Here is a 22,236-nt window from a genome sequence, read left to right on the forward strand (position 1 = left end):
ACCGGCGGGAATCGCCAGAAATTTACCGCACCGCATGTGCCACCAGCCTCATTGTCATTTCAGCAACGCATCATGCGCGCCGGTTCTACATCGAACAGACAGACCCTAGGGCGGAAACGGTCAATAGAATCCTAATGAAGCAGAAGAGTCCTGGAAGGAGACAGAACGAGGTAAACACAAGGTTTACGGAGCAGTCCAAGATATGGCTACAGGCTTGTGCCGGAAAATGTTCTGGAAAGCGTCAATCATATCATTGAGGAAATTTGGTACGGTTGGGTGGTCTCGAACCACCGACCTCAGGATCCACAATCCTGCGCTCTAACCAACTGAGCTACAACCGCACAATAACGAGCCCTCAACTACAGGGCCGCTTTCCGCGTCAAATACGGGCAGTCCGTCTTTTTTGCAAGTCCCATCTTGCGACTTCCCGTGAAAAAACGGGATATGCGAAGACGCTCTAAAAAATATAGCCGTAAAAAAACCGGGCGGTCACCCACCCGGTTCGTCGTATCAGGATCTTCGCGCCTATTATCAGGCGCTGAGAAGGTTGATTAGACCTTCTTGAAGCTGGACATTGCCTTTTCGGCGGCGTCCTTGCCTGGCTTGGTGACGCTTTCAGCAACCTTCTTGGTGGCTTCCTGCATGGCCTTGGCCTGTTCCATGGCCAGTTCGGCCTGCTTGCGAATGAACGCGGTCTGCAGTTCGAACAGTTCGGAAACCGACTTGACGCCGAGCAGCGCTTCCATGTGCGAAAGCGAATTTTCAGCATTGGTGCGCAGGGCGTCGATCGCCTTGAGGCCGAGTTCGACCGTGCCGGACTGCGCGCTTTCCAGCGTCGCTTCAACGGTCTTCGTCGCGTCTTCAGCGGCGGTCTTCATCTTGGAATAGGCTTCCTTGGACTGCACGGCGCCCTTTTCGGCGAATTCGCGCAGGCTATCGGTAACCTTGGCCGGGTCGAAAGAGGTCATCGAAAATACGTCATCTGTTTTCTTGGTAGCCATGATCAGCGCTCCTGTTTCGGGCCCTCTCCAGAGGCACCCTGTTGATGTTGAATAGGTTTATACACCAGATTATTGTGCATTGCAACATATTTGTGCACCGCATATAAATCTTGGGCAATCGGCACATTAACCTTCAAAACGAAAGGCCGTTGCCAAGCTTACGGCGTGCTGGACCCTGGCGGACGCGCCGGGTATTAATAGACCGTTAACAATCACGTCCTCGTGACGTTTCTGCCAACAGGTCCGTTCATGTCCGCAAAATTGTACCCCTTTATCGACATTGCCGTGCATGAGCGGGTGCGTGGGCACTTTGCGCGGGGCGATGCGGCGGTCCTATTTTCGGCTGATATGCGCCAGGTCCTTTGGTCGAACGGCGAAGGCGCTGCCCTTTTCGGCACGCCCTCGATCTATGATTTCATAGACAGCGGCGCCAATATCGGCGACGTGGCCTTTCGCCAGATGGAGGCGACCGCCCGCCAGCTTCAACGCGTCGGCGAAAGCCGCACCTTCGTGATGCGCATCGGCGCCGGCTTTCGCCGCATGCCGGTCAATGCGCTGGTAGAGATGATCAGCGTGTATCCGGGCGAGACCGCGATCCTCTTCACTGCGCCCGGCACACTCAAGGCCCGGACACCGGCGGAGATTGCCCGCACGATGATTTCGGGCTTCGACGACCCCGACACGCATATGGCCGTTCTCGATGGCGATGGCGGCATCGTTGCCGCCTCACCCGGCTTCGAAAGCCTTGCCATGACACCGCAGACCTGCCGGGCTCTGGTCGCAGCCGTTGCCAGAGACAGCGACTGGCTGGTCAAACGTCCGGTTCCCACCGGCAAGGGGCATTTGCCGGCCGCCATCGGCAAACTCTCGGATACCCCTGCCCTGCATCTTCTCTTCGCGGTCGAAACCATTCTGGGCAATCTCGACCCCGGTACGGACTTCGAGGAGGAAGCGGCAAGCGAAGAGACAGTCGCATCCGATGTCACAACACCTCTTGCGATTGCTGACGACATTGGTGTCGTCTCGGACGTATCCGAGGAGACAGAAACAGCGGCAGAGCTTGTAGAAATGCCGGTCAATTTCGAAGACGACGCATTCGCTGCAGCTTCACGCGAATCGAACACACGCACGGAAATCGAACCGAACGAGATCGCAGCTCCGGCGGAAGAACTGAAAACAGAAACCGCGGCGACCGTGCAGGACGAACAGGCGATTTCCACGCCGGAGACGACATCCGGGACGGACGCTGATATTTCTGCTGAAGACGCTGAGGGCTCTGAGGCTGTTGGCGACGCCATCGTGACGGCCGCCGAACCGGATCAGCAAAACGCGGATGAAACCGGTTCGAGCCTTGAAACGGTCGTTGCGATGCTTGACCGGGCGGAATCGTCGGAAGCGGACGAAGCTGCACCCTCTTTCGACGCGAGTCTCGATGCGGAAACAGACATTGCCGCGGATGATATCGAATCCGATGGAACCATCGACGAAGATGCAAAGGCGGTTGCTGCGGAGAGCATGACCGCTATCGCCTCGATTGATGAGGGTGGCCAAGGCCCGGCCACGACGACCGACGCGGACGCGGACGCGGACGCGGACGAAAACAATCTTTTTGCTGACCAAAAGGCAATGGTGCCAGCGGGGGAACAGGTCGTGGCGGGTCACGACGAAGACTTTGCGCCGCTGGCGGAAGCCGAAACTGCCGAGACTTCCGAAGCTGTTCATGCTGGCTTCGTCTTCAATCCTAACAGCCGCGCCGTGCGTTTCGTCTGGAAGATCGATTCAGAAGGGCGGTTCCGGGAGATCTCCGATGAGTTTGCAATGGCGGTCGGCCCCGCCTCGGCGGATATTTCCGGCGTGACCTTCAGTGAAGTCGCAGAACGTTTTGACTTCGATGCGGGCGGCAAGATCGGCGAGCTTTTGAAGCGCCGCGACACATGGTCGGGCAAGACCATTCTCTGGCCGGTCGAGGGTACCGGCCTGCATGTGCCGGTCGATCTCGCCGCCCTGCCGACCTATTCCCGCACCCGCGAATTCGACGGCTTCCGCGGCTTTGGTATCGTCCGGGTCGCCGACGCGATCGTAGACCCACGCGGCACCGGTCTGAACCTCGGCCAGTCTATCGCAGAGCCGAAAGAACAGAACACGGACGCGCAGACGGATATGGCTGCGCTGCCTGTCATCGAAACCCTTACCGCCGAGGCAGACGATCACGTCGTTGCGACCGAACCGTCGTTGGACCAAGCGGACCTCGACGATGTGCAGGTGACGGACAATCAGTTGGACGATGCAATCATCGCAGAGGACAGCCCGTCGCTCTCCGAAGACAAGGACCGCAACACCGATGAATTGCCTGCCGAGCCTGCCGATGAAATTCAGACCGGCGACAGCAACGATGCGTCCGAGAACGACGACACGTTCGAGGACCCATTCCGCGGCGAGCGTCCGGCCCTGCAGATCGCCGAAAATCCGGGACGGCGCACCTCGGACAAGGTCGTGCGGCTCGACAATCATCGCCCAGGCATTGAAAGCCTGACGCGCGGCGAACAAGCGGCCTTCCGCGAGATTGCACGGCAACTCGGTGAGACCTTCGGGAAGCGGCAGGACGGCCCACCGCCTGCTGCAACCGACGAACCGGACGAAACGTTCGAACCAGCCTTGCAGCCGGAAACAATCGAACAGCAACCAGACGAGAACGCGGTTGCGTTGATCGGTGAGGTCTTGCCGGAGGCCGAAGGCAACGAAGCCACCATCGCTGACGAGGACATTGCCGGCGACGTGGATGTCGAAGAGGACGCGCCGAAAGCCATTGTTGACACTTTGCCGACCCGCAGCAGCATTGACGCAGGCGGCCTGAACCGGGATCTTCTGGACAGCCTTCCTATCGCTCTGCTGGTCCATGCCGGCGATGAACTGTTCCATGCCAATCCGGAATTCCTGGCCCTGACCGGCTTTGCCTCGCTGGACGAATTGCGCGAAGAAGGCGGCATCGACGCGCTTTTCGTTGCCGAAGAGGATGGCCTGTTCGACATGCCTGATGGCACGATGATGCTGATCCGCAATGACGGGCGCCTTGTGCCCGTCAAGGCACGGCTGCAATCGATCCGTTGGGAAGAAAAAAGCGCTCTGGTAATGGCGCTATCGACCGCAACACAAAACGAAAAACCGGCAGAGAACGCCCAGACGGAAATGGCAGCGGCACCTGTTGCGGAAAGCATAGACCAGAACACCATCGCGACGCTGCGGATGGAGGCGGAGGAACTGCGCTCCATCCTGGAAACCGCGACCGACGGCGTCGCCATCATCGGTGCCGATGGCGAAATCCGCTCGCTCAACCGCTCGGCCAGCGCTCTCTTCAATTATGATGACGCAGAAATCCGCGGTAAGCCCTTTGCCATGCTGTTTGCCCATGAGAGCCAGAAGGCCGTGCTCGATTATCTGGCCGGCCTCTCAGGGCACGGCGTCGCCAGCGTGCTCAACGATGGCCGCGAGGTGATCGGCCGCGAAGCATCCGGCGGCTTTATCCCTCTGTTCATGACCATGGGCAGGCTCGCCTCTTCGAACGGTTACTGCGCCGTCATCCGCGACATTACCCAGTGGAAGCGGACGGAGGAGGAACTGCGCAATGCCAAGCGCGCGGCCGAAACCGCCAACGCCCACAAGACCGACTTCCTCGCCCGCGTCAGCCACGAGATCCGCACGCCGCTCAATGCCATCATCGGCTTTTCCGACATGATGGCGAGCGAGCATTTCGGCGCTATCGGCAATCCGCGTTATGTCGAATATGCGAATGACATAGGCCGCTCCGGTCGACACGTTCTCGACATCGTCAACGATCTACTCGATATTTCCAAGATCGAAGCCGGCGAGATGGATCTCGAGTTTACCGCCGTCGAGATCAACGATGCCGTCGCCGAAGCCGTCGCTCTCGTGCAGCCGCAGGCGAACAGCCAACGGGTGATCATCCGCACATCGCTCTCCGGATCAGTGCCAAATATTGTTGCCGACAGCCGGTCTATCAAGCAGATGGCCCTGAACATCCTCTCGAACGCCATCCGCTTTACGCCGTCGGGCGGGCAGATCGTCGTCTCGACCGCTTACGAGGCAAACGGTAGCGTCATCCTGCGCATTCGCGATACCGGCCTTGGCATGACGCGCAGCGAGTTGGAACAGGCGATGAAGCCGTTCCGGCAGGTGACAACCGGCGTGCGCAAGCGCGGCGACGGCACCGGGCTCGGCCTGCCGCTGACCAAGGCCATGGCGGAAGCCAATCGGGCGCAGTTCTCGATCAACTCGGCCCCCAATGAAGGAACGCTGGTGGAAATCTCCTTCCCGTCGCAGCGCGTGCTGGCGGATTAACGGCGAGTAGGCTAGGAAATGTTGAGCGTTGCAAACCAGTTTGCCCGCGCTCGTTTTCGACCTTTTGCGGTGTCATGCCCGCGCTGCGGAAAGATGGACCTTGCCGGCTGATACCCCTGCCCTGAAGCGATCGCGGCTTTTCGCCGGTATCGGTGGTGCGCATCCGATGCTTGCCGCAGCGGCGGCGCTCACCTGCATCGTCGTGCTGCTGCCGGTTCTCGCCATCGCCTGGCTCGCCATAACCGGCGGCGACAGCGACTGGCCGCATCTGATGGCCAATGTGATACCGCGCGCGACGGGGCGAACGCTGCTGTTGATCGCACTGACCGGCATCGTTACCAGCATAACCGGCATCGTCACCGCTTGGCTGGTCGCAAGCTGTGATTTTCCGTTCAGGCGGTTTCTTGCGGCAGCGCTCGTGCTGCCGCTCGCCATTCCCGCCTATCTCTCTGCCTATGCCTTCGGCGAACTCTTCACTTATACTGGTCCTCTGCAATCCGCCGTGCGGGCTGTTTTCAGCTTTCAATCGAGCCGCGACTATTGGTTTCCGGATGTGCGATCGCTGGGCGGGGCCGTGCTGGTGCTGGGATCGGTGCTTTATCCCTATATTTATCTGGCCTGCCGGGCGATGTTCCTGATGCAGGGCCGGGCCGCAGCCGATGTGGCGCGCACGCTTGGCGCAGGGCCGCTCAAGGTGTTTCTCAAGGTCCAGATCCCGATGGCCCGCCCGGCGATCATGGTCGGCATCACGCTTGTCGCCATGGAAACCCTCAACGATATAGGCGCCGTCGAGTTTCTCGGGGTGCAGACCCTGACGTTTTCGATCTTCGACACCTGGCTCAACCGCGGCAGCCTTGCAGGCGCAGCCCAGATTGCCTGCATCATGCTGGTCTTCGTGGTCATCCTGATGATGATCGAGCGCGCTGCACGCCGGCGCCAGCGTTTCGCAAGCCAGAAGACGACGGCTGGTGTTCATGATGTCGTTAGGCTGCGTCTTGCCGGCTGGAAGAAATGGGCGGCGACGCTCATATGCCTTCTGCCGGTCCTGCTGGGTTTTGCCGTTCCGCTGATCGTGCTTGGCGGTTATGCCTTGAGGCGTCTCGACCAGTTTCTCGAGCCGCGACTCCTGAAGGCACTGATGCACAGCATTTTCGTTTCCGGTTCAGCCGCCGTGATTACCGTCATCCTTGCTTTCATCCTTGCCTATGCCGCCCGGACCAGTCGGTCCCGCTTCATCAGCCTTGCCGGGCGGTTGTCTGCCTTCGGTTATGGCGTTCCCGGCACGGTGCTTGCCATTGGCGTCCTGTTTCCACTGGCCGGTATCGACAACGGCATCGATGCCTTTCTGCGTACCCATATCGGCATCTCCACAGGCCTTCTCCTGTCGGGAACAGGCTTTGCCATCATCTATACCTGCTCGGTTCGGTTCCTCACCATGGCGGAAGGATCGATCGAGGCCGGCTTCCAAAAGCTGTCGCCCCATCTCGACATGGCCGCGCGCACGCTCGGCCGAACAAGCGGCCAGACGTTGAAGAGCGTTCTCTTGCCGATGATGCGCCCAGCCGTTCTGTCTGCGGCACTGATGGTTTTCATCGAAACGATGAAGGAGCTTTCGGCAACGATCATGCTGCGGCCGTTCAACTTCAATACGCTGGCAACACTTGTTTATGAAGATGCCTCGCGAGCGAAGGTCGAGGATGCCTCGGTCGCCGCAATCATCATCATAGTTGCCGGCATGATCCCGGTCATTCTTGTGTCGCGGTCGCTGGAGCGTCCGCGCTGACGCATTCATAGATTCGGCAAAAAAGAGGCAGCTCTGGGCTGCCTCGATAAGTTGAATGCTAACACACGCTCGACAGGGGAAAGACATCATGTCCGTATCAGCATCTCTGCTGCAAGCAGCCACTCCATTGGATGCCATCAAGTTGGGATCAACATGCGCCGCCAGTCGTTAACAAAACCTTGCCGCGATTCTCTCAAATTTTACCTGTCGGCTCTCAACTGAAAGCCTTGGTTAATTCCACGGCCCTGAAAAGGTTAACCGCGCCGGTTCAGGTCTTCAATTGCGCCAGATCGGCATAAAGGTCGAGCGCCTCCGGATTGGCGAGCGCCTCCTTGTTCTTGACGATCCGGCCATGGACGACATCGCGAACGGCGAGTTCGACAATCTTACCCGACTTCGTGCGCGGAATATCCGCTACCGCAACAATCTTTGCCGGCACATGCCGCGGCGAAGCCCCCGTGCGGATACGGGTCTTGATCGCTTTTTCCAGCGCTTCGGTCAGGGTGAAGCCAGAAGCCAAACGCACGAACAGCACGACGCGAACATCATCGTCCCAGTCCTGTCCGACGCAGAGCGCCTCGGCGACCTCTTCCATCTGCTCGACCTGGTTATAGATCTCCGCCGTGCCGATGCGCACGCCACCGGGATTGAGTGTTGCGTCCGAGCGGCCATGAATGACGATCCCATCATGCTCGGTCCATTCAGCGAAATCGCCATGGCACCAGACATTGTCGAACCGTTCGAAATAGGCCGCACGATACTTAGCGCCATCAGGATCGTTCCAGAACATCACCGGCATGGACGGAAAGGCCTTGGTGCAGACGAGTTCACCCTTTTCGCGACGAACAGGCTCGCCCTCGTCGTTCCAGACATCCATGGCAAGACCGAGACCCGGCCCCTGGATCTCGCCGCGCCAGACGGGCTTCAGCGGATTGCCGAGCACGAAACACGATACGATATCGGTACCGCCCGAAATCGACGCCAGTTGCACGTCCGGCTTGATGCCCTCGTAGACGAAGGAGAAGCCCTCCGGCGAAAGCGGTGATCCGGTCGATGTCATCAGCCGCAAGGCGCCGAGATCGTGGGTGCTCACCGGCGTGAAGCCGCCCTTGCGCACCGCATCGATGTATTTCGCCGACGTTCCGAAGATCGCAAACTGATCGGCCTGCGCATAGTCAAAGAGGACATTGCCATCGGGATGAAACGGCGAACCGTCATAGAGGCAGAGCGTCGCGCCGACGGCCAGCCCCGAGACCAGCCAGTTCCACATCATCCAGCCGCAGGTGGTAAAATAGAAGAGCTTTTCCCCTTCGCGCAGGCCGCAATGGAACCGATGCTCCTTGAGGTGCTGCAAAAGGTGCCGCCGGCCGAATGCACGATGCACTTGGGTACGCCCGTAGTGCCGGAGGAAAACAGGATATAGAGCGGATGCGAGAACGGCAGGCGGACATACTCGATCGCTTTGGCCTCGAAGGGCGCGACGAACTCGGGAAGCGTGCGTCCGTCCTCCAGTGAGAGCGCAAGCGAAGAGGCATCGCCGGCATAGGGGATAACCAGGGCCGGAACTCCTAGTTTTCGCGTCACAGCCTGCACCTTGACGGAGACATCCTGCAGCTTGCCGCCATACCAGTAGCCGTCGCAGGCGATGAAGAGCTTGGGTTCGATCTGACCGAAGCGGTCAAGCACGCCCTGCTCGCCGAAATCCGGAGAACAGGACGACCAGATTGCCCCGATCGACGTCACCGCCAGCATCAGCGCGATGGTTTCCGGCATGTTCGGCATCATCGCCGCCACCCGGTCGCCTTTTGTGATGCCCATGGCCATAAGTGCCTGCTGCGCCCGCGAAACCAGGGCATGCAGATCGTCCCATGACATGCGCGAACTGGCCTTGTCCTCGCCGCGAAAGACCATCGCATCGTCGCTACCGGTCTTTACCAGGAGATTTTCGGCAAAATTCAAGGTCGCGTCGGGAAAGAACCGGGCGTCGAGCATGATGTCGCCGTGGACCAGTGCGCGATCACCGCGATTGCCGACCACGCCGCAATGCTCCCAGACCGCCGTCCAGAAATCGCCGCGCTCGGCAACCGACCACGCATGGAAAGCGTCATAATCGGCAAACTCCCGCGAAAATCGCGTCTCGCACCAGGTCATGAAAGCACGCATCGGTGTCTGCGCGATGAAGCTTTCCGACGGTATCCACAAAGGCCGATCTGACTGCATGCTGTCCTCCACTCCAATGCCTGAGTGTATATCATGCTGCGCCGCAAGATAAATAGCTTGGCCCCGTCAGCAACGTCACTGCGGCGACATTTCCCTTCCTGCCATTTGATTTCTTTCGGTCATGAGACTATCCAGAGGCCGGGGTCGGCTGCGGTCGCAACAATCCGTCGGACATCAATGAGAAACCTTGCCAAGAACAGGATAACGATAGCCGGCTTGCGCAGGTTGCTGCGCTCCACCCTCTTCCGGCTGGCTCTGTTGTCAGCCATTGTTTTCCTGGTGCTTTTCAAGGTGGCCCTGCCTCAGTTCGTTTCGACGGCGAGCGTCAAGACGAACATGGAGAATGCGCTCTCCTCCTGGACCGGCGGCCGCGCGAGCATCAGCGGTGACCCGACGATCAGTTTCTGGCCGCGTCCGCAATTGACCTTGCATGATGTCACGATCGTTTCGGACGGCGCCAATCCGCAGCTCATGGCAAGAGCCGATGCGATCACCGCTGACTTCGATGTGTTGGCCGCCTTGCGCGGCATTCCGGTGTTTTACGATTTCCGTCTGCTCGCACCGGTTTTCCGCATCGAGCGGCTGAAGGATGACGCACTGAACTGGCGCCGAGCGGGGTGGATGGCCGATGCTATGCGCAGCAAGCCAGACCATGCACCGGTGCTTACGCGTGAAGTACCGATCGGCGACATCGCGATCGAAAACGGCGCCCTGGACATCATCGACAATATGAGCGGTAGCGTCCGGCGCATCGCGAATATAAGCGGCATGGTGACCTGGCCAACGCCGTCGGAGCAAGTCCGTATCGACCTCTCTGCCATGGTCAAGGGGAAGTCGTCAACTGGACCTTCGCCTGTGACGACCCCCTGTCGTTCTTATCGGGGCGGAGCACGGCGGTTGACACGACATTTTTTCCGCGCCTTTGAATTTGGCTTTTGATGGCACTGGCAGCCTATCGTCAAACGCCTTTTTTCCGGGCAATCTTCCGTTTCTGCTCCCTCGATTGCCGCCCTTCTTCGCTGGTACGGTATCGATCTCAGCGAAAATTCCATGCTTGGGGCGGTTAATCTCGACGCTGCAGTGACGATTGGAAGTCAGGCAGTGAAGCTCGACAATCTCGCCCTGACGATCGACAGTGCAACTGCGACCGGCGTGCTCGATATCGCCCTTCCCGTGGACCAGCTTCCCCGCTTCGGCGGAACTCTGGCCTTCGACCGGCTTGATCTCAACAGTTTGTTTCTGGCCCTGTCACCGAAACCGGTCGCATCCGGCGGAATAGCGAGAGCAGTCGATACCAACTTTCTGGAATGGCTGCGTCTCGATCTGCGGCTTTCAGCCCAGCAGGCAAACCTTGGACCTGTAGTGCTGACGGATCTTGCGGCCGGCGTCATGGTGCGGGATGGGCGGGCATCCTTCGATATCGGCGACAGCGCCTATGCCGGAGGCTCACTTAGCGGTCGCATCGCCATATCCGAGCAATGGATCAATGGCGGCGGCCAGTTGGCACTGTCGCTCAAGGGCGCCGATCTGGGACCAATTGCCAGCCAACTCGGCCTGCAAGGTCCTTTGCCGATCGGCCAAAGCGATCTCAGCCTCGAGCTTTCGACCGATAAGCCGATGTGGGCCATGACCCTTGGCGATCTGTCCGGTCGCATCAGGCTGGCGGTCGATGACGGGACGCTAGTGAATTTTAACGAAGCAAGCTTCGAAACACTGGTGGCTAAGGACGCATTCTTCAACCTCTCCGACGTTTCAGCGGGCGCCTATTCATTTTCGAGTGCCGACATAGAGGCGACCCTCAAGGATGGGGTTGCCGAGCTGACGCGCGCAGACATTGCCGGCCAGGACAAGATGCTCTCGCTGTCGGGCCGCATTCTCTATCGAAGCGGCAGTCTCGCCCTTGCCGGCGCGTCGAAACCGGCGGATCCGCAGTCGAGCACGATGCCCCTGCGCTTTTTCGTCGGCGGCTCCTGGCCAAACGCGGTGATTTCACCGATTTCCGCGCTGATACAGCCTTGAAGACGGTGGATCGCCACCGAAAGCCTTATGCGCATCGCCTGATAAACCTCTAAAATAAACCATCGAATCAGCCCGCGGGAGATGTGCCGTGCTGCGTTTTCTGGCCGCCGTATTCAAGATTGCGCTTGCGTCACTGCTGGCAGGCGCCGGGCTTTCGCTGTTCAACATCTCGTCTGCGCAAATCCTGGAGCAGATCGGCATGACGCCGGAAGCGGTCTGGGGGTATGTGCTGCGGGCCACGAATTGGGCGGTGCCAAACATGCTTCTGGGATCGATGATCGTGCTGCCGCTGTGGTTTCTCACCTACGTTTTCATACCGCCGCGGGAACGCGAGCGCGACTGACCGCCGCCTTCAGAGATTTGGCGGACAAGCGGCTCGGGCCAAAGACCTCACGAATCTTCGTCCAGTGCCTTGAGGACACGCTTCAGCAGCTCTTCCTCATCGTGAACACCGTGCCTGTACAGCGTCAGGACCAAGGCAGCGACCGGGTCGTTGGCATCGCTTTGGGCAGATATTTTCCTTGCCGCGCGCGCTCTGTCGAAGACGCGCTGACAGAGATCGACATGATGCGGCAGCATGGGTTCATTGCGCCATTTGCTCATTCCACCGCCTCCATCAAAATACCCCCAGCCCTCTTGTCCGCCACTGAAGCACCGTGAGGACGTTGGACTCAAAGGGGAGCCGGCCTTTGCGCGGCTCCCGGCTTCTTTAGACGTCCGGAAACTGTTCAAATCATGTCACAATCAAAGCCCGCACGCCCGCATATAGCAAAACGCAAGACAACTTTAGCAGATCGGCCCTTCGCATGACGCCTGCGCTAGTGCCCGAACGCCGCTTGTTCGTCCTTGACGCGCTGCGTCTCGCGTTGACGAGAGACGACCGACGCGATGATGACGCCAATGGCAACGATGCCGATCAGGATGGTGCAGACCGCGTTGATTTCGGGCGTCACGCCGAGGCGCACTTGGCTATAGATTTTCATCGGCAGCGTCGTCGCTCCCGGCCCGGAGGTGAAGCTGGAAATAACGAGATCATCCAGTGACAGGGTAAAAGCCAGGACCCAGCCGGAAAAGACGGCCGGCGCAATGATCGGCAGTGTGATCTTCATGAAGGTGGTGACCGGCGTTGCCCCCAGATCCATCGCCGCTTCCTCGACCGAGCGGTCGAAGCTGAGCAGCCGCGACTGCACGACGACAGCCACAAAGCACATGGTGAAGGTGATGTGAGCCAAGGTCAACGTCCAGAAGCCACGATCAAAGCCGAGAGCAACGAAGAGCAAGAGCAGGGAAAGGCCGGTGATGACCTCGGGCATGACGAGCGGGGCAAAGACCATGCCGGAAAACAGCATGCGTCCGCGAAAGCGTGTGTAGCGCGTCAAGGCAAGCGCGGCGAGTGTTCCAAGCACGGTCGCGCAGGTGGCAGACACAAGCGCCACCCGGATCGTCACCCAGGCGGCGTCAAGAAGCGCCTGGTTCTGGAAGAGTTGCACGTACCATTTCGTTGAGAAACCAGCCCAGACGGTGACGAGCTTGGATTCGTTGAACGAAAAGATCACGAGAAGCACGATCGGCAAATACAGAAAGGCAAAGCCGAAGATCAGTGAGACGATGTTGAAGCGGGACCAGCGTTGCATGTTATCTGCCCTCCCCGTCGGCCTTGGCCTGCGCCTGCTGGAAAAACATGATCGGCACCACCAGGATGAGCAGCAGGATCGTCGCCACGGCCGCCGAGACCGGCCAGTCCCGGTTGGCGTTGAACTCGTTCCACAACGTCTTACCGATCATCAGCGTTTCGGATCCGCCGAGCAGGTCGGGAATGACGAATTCGCCGACGGCGGGGATGAAGACCAGCATGCAGCCGGCGATCACGCCGGGCAACGACAGCCGGAACGTGACCTGCCAGAAGGCGGAAATCGGCGTGCAGCCGAGATCCTGTGCGGCTTCGTTCAGACTGTGATCCATCTTTTCCAGCGCGGAGTAGATCGGCAGAACCATGAATGGCAGGTAGGAATAGACGATGCCGATATAGATCGCCCAGTTGGTGTTGAGGATGATCAATGGTTGATCGATCACCCCGATGCCGAGCAGAAACTGATTGAGCAGGCCTTCCGGCTTGAGGATGGCGATCCAGGCGTAAACGCGAATAAGGAAGCTCGTCCAGAACGGCAGGATCACCAACATCAATAGCGTCGCCCGGAGATTGCTGGGGGCCTGCGCCATGCCGTAGGCGATCGGATAGGCGATCAGGAGCGTGCACAGCGTGGAGACGCCGGCGATCCAGAGGCTGGCGCCATAGGCATTGATGTAGAGCGCGTCCTGGGTCAGCCAGAGATAGTTGTCGATCGAAAATTCGCGGATACCGGAAAAAATGCCGGAAAGTCCATCGGCGAGATCGAAGACCGGTAGATAGGGAGGCATGGCAACCGCCGTCTGGGACAGCGAAATGCGAAAGACGATGAAGAACGGGATGAGGAAGAAGAACATCAACCAGGCATAGGGAATGATGATCACGAGCCGGTTGAACACTGCCGATCCGAATTTTGTCATGGTCAATCCCTCAGCACGACGCCGGCATTTTCATCGAACCAGATCCAGACTTCCTGATCGTAACCGAGCGGGTCTTCGACGGCGCGCACGGCGTTCAGCGACGAGGCCTTGACCACGCGACCGTCCTTCAGCTTCACATGGAAAACCGTCATATCGCCGAGATAGCCGATGTCCCAGATCACGCCCTCAGCGGCGTTGAGCGGTGCGCAGGCAGGCCGGGCGTTGCCGACCCTGATCTTCTCCGGGCGAACAGCAAAGCCGGCCTTGGCACCGACCGACGGTGTTTCCGGCGACGCCACGCGAATTGAAAGACCGCCGTCGGTGGTCAGTTCAACATAACCGCCGCCCGCCGCGGATACCGTGCCGTCAAAAATATTCACGTCGCCAATAAAGTCCGCAACAAAACGCGAGTTCGGCGCCTCGTAGATCTCCGGCGGGGTCGCCACCTGGATGACTTTGCCATGGGCCATCACGGCGATACGATCGGCCATGGTCATCGCCTCTTCCTGGTCGTGCGTGACGACGACGAAAGTCAGGCCCAGTTCCTGCTGCAGATCCATCAACTCGAATTGCGTTTCCTCGCGCAATTTCTTGTCAAGCGCGCCGAGCGGTTCGTCCAGCAATAGCACCTTCGGGCGCTTGGCCAACGAGCGGGCAAGCGCCACGCGCTGACGCTGTCCGCCGGAGAGTTGGTGCGGCTTGCGCTTGGCGAACTTGTCGAGCTTCACCAGCTTCAGCATCTGGTCGACGCGTTCAGCGATCTCGGTCTTCGGCATGCCATCCTGTTTGAGACCGAAGGCGATATTGTTCTCGACCGTCATATGCGGAAACAGCGCATAGGACTGGAACATCATGTTGACCGGCCGGCGGTAGGGCGGAGTGCCGGCAAGGCTTTGTCCGTCGAGAATGATTTCGCCCGATGTCGGCTGTTCGAAGCCGGCGAGCATGCGCAGAAGCGTCGATTTTCCGCAGCCCGACGCCCCCAGAAGCGCGAAGAATTCGCGCGGGAAGATATCGAGCGACAAATTGTCGACGGCAACGAAATCACCGAATTTTTTGGTGACGTTCCTGAATGAGATGAACGGCTTGGACGCGGGGTCCGACCATGGAGCAAAGGAACGCCTGATACTGCCGAGTGATTTCATCACTGATCCCCGAATGACAAAGACAGGGTGCCCCCGGCACCCACAGAAAGAAATTGCCCGGATTTTCAAGGTCCGGGCAATTCACTTCTTGAGTTATTGGCCAGTAACGACCTTGGTCCACAACCGCGTCACGACGCGCTGCGTTTTCGGATCGTACGGCAAGAAGGAGAAGAGCTTGGCGAGCACATCGTCTTTCGGATAGATCGCCGGATCATCGAGGACCTCCTTACTGACGAAGGCCTGCGAAGCCTTGTTGCCGTTCGCATAGAAGACGTAGTCGCTGGCCTTTGCGATGACTTCCGGCTTCATCAGGTAATTGAGGAAGGCGTGGGCCTCCTCGACATGCGGCGCATCACCCGGAATGGCCATCATGTCGAACCACATCTTCGCGCCCTGGGCGGGAACGACATAGCCGACCTCGACACCGGCCTTGGCTTCGGCGGCACGGTCGCGGGCCTGAAGCACGTCACCCGACCAGCCGACGGCGAGGCAAATATCGCCATTGGCCAGCGCGTTGATATATTCCGAGGAATGGAACTTGCGGATGTTCGGACGCACCGTCAGCAACAGTTCCTCGGCCTTCTTCAGGTCGTCGGGATTGTGACTGTTGGGGTCGAGCCCAAGATAGAGCAGTGCGGTCGGCACGATATCGGTCGGGGAATCGAGCAGATAGATGCCGCAATCCTTGAACTTGGCAGCGATTTCCGGCTTGAATATCACGTCCCAGGTCGGCGCGTCAGCGCTGCCGAGGATCGCCTTGGTCTTTTCGACATTGTAGCCGATACCGGTCGTGCCCCACATATAATCGAGGCCGTATTCGTTGCCCGGATCATACTGGGCGGTGCGTGTCATCACCATGTCCCACATGTTGGAAATATTCGGCAGCTTCGATTTGTCGAGCTTCTGGAAGGCGCCGGCCTGGATCTGTCGCTGGAGGAAGTCGGCCGTCGGCACCACGACATCGTAGCCGCTTGAGCCAGCGAGAAGCTTGGTTTCGAGGATTTCGTTGGAATCGAAGACGTCATAGACGACCTTGATGCCGGTTTCCTTGGTGAAATCTTCCAGAATGCTGGCGTCGATATAGTCCGACCAGTTGTAGACGTTGACGACCTTCTCCTGTGCCGCCGCAAAAGTCGCCGACCCGGCAACCAGCAGGGCGGACAGGGTTGTGACAATCTTTTTCGACATAAACTTCCCCTTTTATCGGCCCGGATGAGACCGCGGCGCACCGCCGGCCTCCTCCATGACCCGTCTCTCTTGATTGTTCAAATTGGAAGTTAGGCATGTTTTCAAACAACCACAAGCGCTTTTACGCAAGCTTGCAAGGCAAGTTCGAGCCATGCAAAAAATTCAGGCAAATGGGAAATAGGCAAACTTTTCAGTACCCTTTGAGCAAGACAATACGCCTCGGACAAAATGGGGCGCATTTTAACCATATGCGCAGTTCGTGCGGGCGCAACCGGATTAATGATTGATTAACCCTGTCCGAGCTGCGATTTTGGAGCTTCTAGTTTCGGCGTTACGGGGTTGAGCATCATGAGTGTGAAGTCGCAGCGGATTGACCCGCGGGAGTTGAAACGGCTCTCCGTCCTTCAGCCCCACCGGACGCTTCTGGCGATCTTCGCGGACTGGGCGATCATCGCCGCCGCAATTGCGGCTAGCAAATATCTGCAACATCCGCTCGCCTACATCGCGGCCGTGCTCGTGATTGCCGGCCGGATGCACGCCTTCGGCTGCCTGATGCACGAGGCGGCTCATTACCGGATCATCAAGAACCGCAAGGCGAGCGACTGGATGAGCGACCTTCTGCTCGCCTGGCCGATCATGGCGACGGTCGACGGCTACCGGCAGAACCACCTCGCCCACCACCAGCACACCAATACCGACGACGATCCGGACTGGGCGGCAAAGCTCGGCATGGCGCAGTTTACGTTCCCACAGAAGCTGATGCACGGCATCATCCAGCTGCTCGGCTATCTCGTGGCGATCAATTCGATCCGTGATATTCTCCACATGTCCAAGCGCATCGGCAAGAACGACCGCTCAACCCGCACCTACAAACTCCTGCGCATCGGCTTCTACGTCTTCGCTTCGATCATCTTCACGGTTTTCGGCCTGTGGACGGACTTCGCCGCCTACTGGCTTGTGCCGTTCTTCACTTTCTTCTGCCTTTTCCTTTATGTCCGCAGCGTTGCCGAGCATTTCGGCAGCATGGACTATTCCGACGAACTCGGCAGTTCACGCACCGTCTATCCGCATGCCTGGGAGAAGCTGTTCTTCGCGCCCCACAACATCAACTACCACCTCGAACACCATCTCTATCCGGGCGTGCCCTACTACAATCTACCGGAACTGCATGCCGTGCTCATGCGCAACGGCAATTACGCCGAGCGGGCGCATATCACGCGCGGCTACACCACCGGACTTGCCTCGGAATGCTTCGCCCCCAGCGCGCCGCTTCTGCCGAGCCACCACCCCGTCAGCTATTGAGCGCTACTGGAAATCGAAAGCGCTGAGGCCCGTTACCATTTCGTCGAGCCCCAGCGGCCGTGTGACGGGCGGCTCCGCCCTTGAAAGACAGCCCTGCCGCTCGCAGAGGCGGCAGGCGGTACCGGCGAGAACCGGTGGCAGTGCCGCATCGCCATAGACCGTCTCGCCGGCATGGGCGACATCGCAGCCGAGTAGCAGGGCGGTACGACGCACGCGCTCCTGAAAACCGGCCTGCGGCCCCTCCAGCGTCCGCGCGACCGTCAGGAAGGTCGCTCCGCCGAGAATTTCGACCCTGTCGACCAGAACCTGCCCCGGCTGCGTGAAGGCTGAATGGATTGCGAGCTTCGGACAGTGGCCGCCGAAGCGCGCCCGCGGAAACCCCTGCGCACCGCCTCGGCGCAGCCGATGGCCGGCATTGTCGATTTCCATCAGGAAGAAGGGAATGCCCATGGCATCCGGACGCTGCAATGTCGTCAGCCGACATGCCACCTGTTCAAATGAAACCCGGAAACGCGCCCTGAGCAGATCCAGATCATAGCGCGCCCGCACGGCCGTCGTGTGGAAGGCGACATAGGGCATCATCAGCGCATGGGCGGCATAGCGCGCCAGCTCGAAACGGGCGATGCGCCGCGCCTCGCCGCTCGACAAGGACATGCCGTCCAGCGTCTCCGTGAAAACATCCGGAAACGCCAGCGCCGAGGCCTCCATGGCGATTTCACGCAATTGCTCATCCGGTGACAGCCGCTCGGACAGGAACAACCGCATCGAGTGACGGTCGTAGCGGCGGCGCAGGTTCGGCATGGCGTGGATCGGCAAGGTGCGGACGGCAAGCCCCTGCTCCCGGCGCAGCCAGTCCTTCAGCGCGGCCACCAGATCATCCGCCGGCGCAAGCCGGGCATGAAACGCTTCGGCCGCCGCGTCGATACAGTGGAAATAGGCGGGCCGGGTCTCGAACACGTCGCGAACCTCGTCGATCGGCAGGCGCGTTTCGGACAGGGCCGCGGCATGGCCTTCCTGTGACAGCAGTCCCGTCAGATCCTTCAGCCGCAGCGACTGTTCGCGATAAGCCCGGTAGAGCTTGAGGATGCCGCTCGCCGCATTCGGGGCGGCTTCCGCCACCTCGATCAATTCCTGGTCGCCCGGCAGTTCGCCGGCAAGCAGCGGATCGGCAAACACCTCGCGCAATTGCGCGGCACTTCCTGAAGTTTCGCCCTGCAACTCGTCCAGATCGACCTTGTAGACGGAGGCCAGCTTCAAAAGCAGCTGGACGGTCAGCGGCCGCTGGTTGCGCTCGATGAGGTTGAGATAGGACGGTGAGATGCCGAGGGCCTCGGCCATCGCCGTCTGCGTCAGCGCCAAACCATTGCGCACACGCCGCACACGCGGCCCCGCAAAAATCTTGGTTTCAGCCATCCTGTCACATCCTTTACAGCATCAACCGCAGATATTTAATTTACAGTATTTACAAAATTACAAGCACGCTCTGTCAAAATCAAGACACCATAACCTCTTTATAGAGTGTATTTTCTCGTTTCATCTGGCGATATTTTGCTCTGCAGTGTAAATCTTGTCACATCAAACAACACATCAAACGCACCTTAAACGAAAGTCTAAGCGCGGCATTTAATTTTACGGAGAATAACATGACTGAATTTTACAATCTCATATCAAGCGCACCGCAGGGCCGTTTCGACGGTATCGAGCGCCCCTACACGGCTGATGACGTCAAGCGCCTGCGCGGTTCGGTCCAGATCAGCCACACGCTGGCAGAACGCGGCGCCAACCGTCTGTGGCAGCTGATCCACGAGGAAGATTTCGTCAATGCGCTGGGCGCGCTGTCCGGCAACCAGGCCATGCAGATGGTTCGCGCCGGCCTGAAGGCGATCTACCTTTCCGGCTGGCAGGTTGCGGCCGATGCCAACACGGCATCGTCCATGTATCCGGACCAGTCGCTCTATCCGGCCAATGCGGCCCCTGAGCTTGCCAAGCGCATCAACAAGACACTGCAGCGCGCCGACCAGATCGAAACGTCCGAAGGCAACGGCCTTTCCGTCGATACCTGGTTTGCACCGATCGTTGCCGATGCCGAAGCCGGTTTCGGCGGACCACTGAACGCTTTCGAGATTATGAAGGCCTTCATCGAGGCGGGTGCCGCCGGCGTTCACTATGAAGACCAGCTGGCATCGGAAAAGAAGTGCGGCCATCTCGGCGGCAAGGTTCTGATCCCGACGGCCGCCCATATCCGCAACCTGACGGCAGCACGCCTTGCAGCCGACGTCATGGGCACGCCGACGCTGATCATCGCCCGCACCGATGCCGAAGCCGCAAAGCTTCTGACATCAGACATCGACGAGCGCGACCAGCCTTTCGTCGATTACGATGCCGGCCGCACGGTCGAAGGCTTCTATCAGGTCAAGAACGGCATCGAGCCGTGCATCGCCCGCGCCATTGCCTATGCACCCTATTGCGACATGATCTGGATGGAAACATCCAAGCCGGATCTCGGCCAGGCGAAGAAATTCGCCGAAGCCGTGCACAAGGTGCATCCCGGCAAGAAGCTTGCCTACAACTGCTCGCCGTCGTTCAACTGGAAGAAGAACCTCGATGACGCGACGATCGCCATGTACCAGCGCGAACTCGGCAAGATGGGCTACAAGTTCCAGTTCATCACGCTGGCCGGCTTCCATCAGCTGAACTACGGCATGTTCGAGCTTGCCCGCGGCTACAAGGATCGGCAGATGGCCGCCTATTCGGAGCTTCAGGAAGCGGAATTCGCAGCCGAGGTCAACGGCTACACCGCCACCAAGCACCAGCGCGAAGTCGGCACCGGCTATTTCGACGCCGTGTCGATGGCCATCTCCGGCGGCAAGTCGTCGACGACGGCCATGAAAGAATCCACCGAGCACGACCAGTTCCGCCCAGCGGCGGAGTGACGAACTTCCCTCCCCAACCCTTCCCACAAGGGGGAGGGTTGGGGAGGGTCTCAAAACAACTTCAAAAACCCCGAATAGAAGAGGAGAAATGCCATGACAGTCCAGACCCCAATCAAGACCCACGTCAAGGAACGTGCCGAGGAACAATCGTCGGCCATGACACCGGAACAGCAGGCGATGATCCGCATGGTCGCCAACGACCTGCACCGCCTCAATCAGGCCGTCATGAAGGCAGTCGATGCCGGCGTCTCCGTCGAACTCGTCCGTTCCGCCCGGCATCACGGCGGCGAAGGCAACTGGGGCGATCTGCTGATCCCCGTCATCGTCACACAGGGCCGCGGCTGAGGGAAGAGCAGCCGCGTGTCTGAAAACCCGGCGGATCGACGTCCGCCGGGTTTTGCATGTTTATACCGCCAAGCATGAAATCGCGTCGGCCTTTGCGGTACAGCCTCCCTGGACATCGTCGCCTTGGACGCAGACAGTATCGTCGTCATCTCGTAACAGGCCGCGGGCGATCACACCGTCCGGCTCGGCCGCTTCCCAGCAATGAGGTCGGCGTGACTTTTCAGAAGACGAAACAGCCGCTCAGAAACCGTGCGAATGTCGCGGCGGTGCCGATCCTCGCTGTTGGTGACGATCCACTGTGGGTGGCGCAAGGACTTGACCTCGTCGCCGCCCCGCTCCAACCCCGGATCGAGATCGCCGACGAAACAGGGTAAAATCGCTTGCCCGGCGCCGCCCCGCGCCAGATCGAGCAAAGACCGCGGGCGGCTGACGATCACGGCAATGGAAGAACCGGCATTCTCATGCGGCCACCGCAGATAGGGCGAGATCGCATCCTCTTCCGATACGGCAAGCCAGGAGAGCGATGAGCCATCCGGTGCATTGCGCTGCCGATAGGCAGCGTAGGCGACCTCGCCGGCACTGCGACGCGTAAGATTCGGCTCGTCCGGCGCGACCGCCCGGATGCCGATGTCATGCTCGCGGTGCGTCAGCGTTGCCCGGCGCTCCGACACTGACATATCGAGCCGGAAACTGTCCCTGTCGCTGCGGATCGCCTGGATATTCTCGCAGATCAGCCAGGTCCCCCAGGTGCCTGCCATCAGGCGCACCACAGAAGAACCCTGCGCCTGCTCGCGCCAGCCATCGACCTTGCGGGCAGCCGATTCCATCGCCTGGACCTGCTCGAATAGTCCCTGCCCGTCCGGGGTCAGCCGGTAGCCCGTCTGGCTACGCAGGAAAAGCTGGTGACCCATGGCCTGCTCGAGATCGAGCACCCGGCGCCCGACCGTGGCTGGGCTCAGGCCACTTGCCAGGGCGGCACCGGTGAGCCCGCCCTGGCGGGCAACGAGCAAGAATATCTGATAGGAATCCCAGGTTATGTTTTTCATGGTTGAAAAACATAACTCACTTTTTTCATTTATAAATCAAATTTTGATCGATAGGGTCACTGGGTAGAACGAGCGCGGCCAGAGGATGTCGCCTCCCCCGAAACATCCGGAAATGCACGCTGGACGATGTCTCGGCGCGGCTTTCCGTTGCCTATGGAGATACGTGATGCACGATATGCTGGGAATGATCCTGTACATCGAGATGTTGCAGAAGGACAATCGTCGGCAACATGAGTTCGAATATCTGCAGCGTCGAGTGACGCTCAGGGAAAGGCTCGTTGCGGGTCTGCGCCGGATCCGGACACGCCTTCCCACCTGAGCTGTATGCCGAGGCGCGAACGGCCCGGATTG

17 protein-coding genes, 1 tRNA gene and 1 pseudogene are annotated in these 22,236 nt (G+C 59.5%); 9 read left to right on the forward strand and 10 right to left on the reverse strand.

Annotated elements, in window-relative coordinates; translation table 11 throughout:
* Positions 1-264 precede the first annotated feature (264 nt).
* Together P6U16_RS06860 and P6U16_RS06865 are read right to left on the reverse strand one after the other, a co-directional pair.
* Positions 265-341: transfer RNA gene (locus P6U16_RS06860), tRNA-His, on the reverse strand.
* A gap of 210 nt (positions 342-551) precedes the next feature.
* Entirely contained in the window at positions 552-1,001 is a 450-nt protein-coding gene (locus P6U16_RS06865) for a phasin (protein WP_277703129.1), read from the reverse strand.
* 249 nt (positions 1,002-1,250) lie between these two features.
* Here P6U16_RS06865 and P6U16_RS06870 point away from each other — a divergent pair, with 249 nt between their 5' ends.
* Together P6U16_RS06870 and P6U16_RS06875 are read left to right on the forward strand one after the other, a co-directional pair.
* Positions 1,251-5,357 (forward strand): PAS domain S-box protein, encoded by a 4,107-nt coding sequence (locus P6U16_RS06870; protein ID WP_277703130.1) that lies wholly within the window; start codon positions 1,251-1,253, stop codon positions 5,355-5,357.
* 166 nt (positions 5,358-5,523) lie between these two features.
* A complete protein-coding gene (locus P6U16_RS06875) occupies positions 5,524-7,140 on the forward strand; it encodes an iron ABC transporter permease (protein WP_277703778.1) in 1,617 nt (538 codons plus the stop codon).
* 268 nt (positions 7,141-7,408) lie between these two features.
* Here the strand turns inward: P6U16_RS06875 and P6U16_RS06880 are convergent.
* A pseudogene (locus P6U16_RS06880) lies at positions 7,409-9,360 on the reverse strand (acetoacetate--CoA ligase).
* Between the two features lie 33 nt (positions 9,361-9,393).
* Between P6U16_RS06880 and P6U16_RS06885 the strand changes: the two are divergent.
* From P6U16_RS06885 to P6U16_RS06895, 3 genes are all read left to right on the forward strand, one after another.
* Positions 9,394-10,299 (forward strand): AsmA family protein, encoded by a 906-nt coding sequence (locus P6U16_RS06885; RefSeq protein ID WP_277703131.1) that lies wholly within the window; start codon positions 9,394-9,396, stop codon positions 10,297-10,299.
* Between the two features lie 111 nt (positions 10,300-10,410).
* Positions 10,411-11,379: an AsmA-like C-terminal region-containing protein gene (locus P6U16_RS06890; protein ID WP_277703132.1), complete on the forward strand. Its 969-nt coding sequence runs from the start codon at positions 10,411-10,413 to the stop codon at positions 11,377-11,379.
* 88 nt (positions 11,380-11,467) lie between these two features.
* Positions 11,468-11,722 (forward strand): DUF6460 domain-containing protein, encoded by a 255-nt coding sequence (locus tag P6U16_RS06895; RefSeq protein ID WP_277703133.1) that lies wholly within the window; start codon positions 11,468-11,470, stop codon positions 11,720-11,722.
* A 47-nt stretch (positions 11,723-11,769) separates the two neighbouring features.
* Here P6U16_RS06895 and P6U16_RS06900 read toward each other — a convergent pair whose 3' ends face one another.
* The 5 genes from P6U16_RS06900 to P6U16_RS06920 form a co-directional block, all read right to left on the reverse strand.
* Complete coding sequence (locus tag P6U16_RS06900; RefSeq protein ID WP_277703134.1) at positions 11,770-11,982, reverse strand: hypothetical protein; 213 nt, start codon at positions 11,980-11,982, stop codon at positions 11,770-11,772.
* A 215-nt stretch (positions 11,983-12,197) separates the two neighbouring features.
* Positions 12,198-13,013, reverse strand: coding sequence for an ABC transporter permease subunit (locus P6U16_RS06905; RefSeq protein WP_277703135.1), 816 nt, complete (start codon positions 13,011-13,013; stop codon positions 12,198-12,200).
* Position 13,014: 1 nt separating this feature from the next.
* Positions 13,015-13,926 (reverse strand): ABC transporter permease subunit, encoded by a 912-nt coding sequence (locus tag P6U16_RS06910; protein ID WP_277703136.1) that lies wholly within the window; start codon positions 13,924-13,926, stop codon positions 13,015-13,017.
* A 2-nt stretch (positions 13,927-13,928) separates the two neighbouring features.
* Positions 13,929-15,071 carry an ABC transporter ATP-binding protein gene (locus P6U16_RS06915; RefSeq protein ID WP_277703137.1) on the reverse strand — a complete coding sequence of 381 codons (1,143 nt, stop codon included), beginning with the start codon at positions 15,069-15,071 and terminating at the stop codon, positions 13,929-13,931.
* 93 nt (positions 15,072-15,164) lie between these two features.
* Positions 15,165-16,259, reverse strand: a complete 1,095-nt coding sequence (locus tag P6U16_RS06920; RefSeq protein ID WP_277703138.1) for a polyamine ABC transporter substrate-binding protein — start codon at positions 16,257-16,259, stop codon at positions 15,165-15,167.
* Positions 16,260-16,607: 348 nt separating this feature from the next.
* On the opposite strand from P6U16_RS06920, the gene P6U16_RS06925 reads away from it, so the two are divergent.
* Positions 16,608-17,561 carry a fatty acid desaturase family protein gene (locus P6U16_RS06925; protein ID WP_277703139.1) on the forward strand — a complete coding sequence of 318 codons (954 nt, stop codon included), beginning with the start codon at positions 16,608-16,610 and terminating at the stop codon, positions 17,559-17,561.
* Positions 17,562-17,564: 3 nt separating this feature from the next.
* Here the strand turns inward: P6U16_RS06925 and P6U16_RS06930 are convergent, their stop codons facing one another.
* Entirely contained in the window at positions 17,565-18,974 is a 1,410-nt protein-coding gene (locus tag P6U16_RS06930; protein WP_277703140.1) for an XRE family transcriptional regulator, read from the reverse strand.
* A gap of 230 nt (positions 18,975-19,204) precedes the next feature.
* Between P6U16_RS06930 and aceA the strand changes: the two genes are divergently transcribed.
* The gene (aceA, locus tag P6U16_RS06935) at positions 19,205-20,494 is read left to right on the forward strand and encodes an isocitrate lyase (RefSeq protein WP_277703141.1); all 1,290 of its coding nucleotides are present in this window, start codon (positions 19,205-19,207) and stop codon (positions 20,492-20,494) included.
* A gap of 93 nt (positions 20,495-20,587) precedes the next feature.
* Positions 20,588-20,839: a hypothetical protein gene (locus P6U16_RS06940; protein ID WP_037156405.1), complete on the forward strand. Its 252-nt coding sequence runs from the start codon at positions 20,588-20,590 to the stop codon at positions 20,837-20,839.
* 170 nt (positions 20,840-21,009) lie between these two features.
* Here the strand turns inward: P6U16_RS06940 and P6U16_RS06945 are convergent, their stop codons facing one another.
* Positions 21,010-21,885, reverse strand: a complete 876-nt coding sequence (locus tag P6U16_RS06945; RefSeq protein ID WP_277703142.1) for a LysR family transcriptional regulator — start codon at positions 21,883-21,885, stop codon at positions 21,010-21,012.
* Positions 21,886-22,051: 166 nt separating this feature from the next.
* On the opposite strand from P6U16_RS06945, the gene P6U16_RS06950 reads away from it, so the two are divergent.
* The gene (locus tag P6U16_RS06950) at positions 22,052-22,204 is read left to right on the forward strand and encodes a hypothetical protein (RefSeq protein WP_277703143.1); all 153 of its coding nucleotides are present in this window, start codon (positions 22,052-22,054) and stop codon (positions 22,202-22,204) included.
* The last annotated feature ends 32 nt before the right edge of the window (positions 22,205-22,236 follow it).

The organism is Rhizobium sp. 32-5/1 (assembly GCF_029537235.1).
Taxonomy (GTDB): domain Bacteria; phylum Pseudomonadota; class Alphaproteobacteria; order Rhizobiales; family Rhizobiaceae; genus Pararhizobium.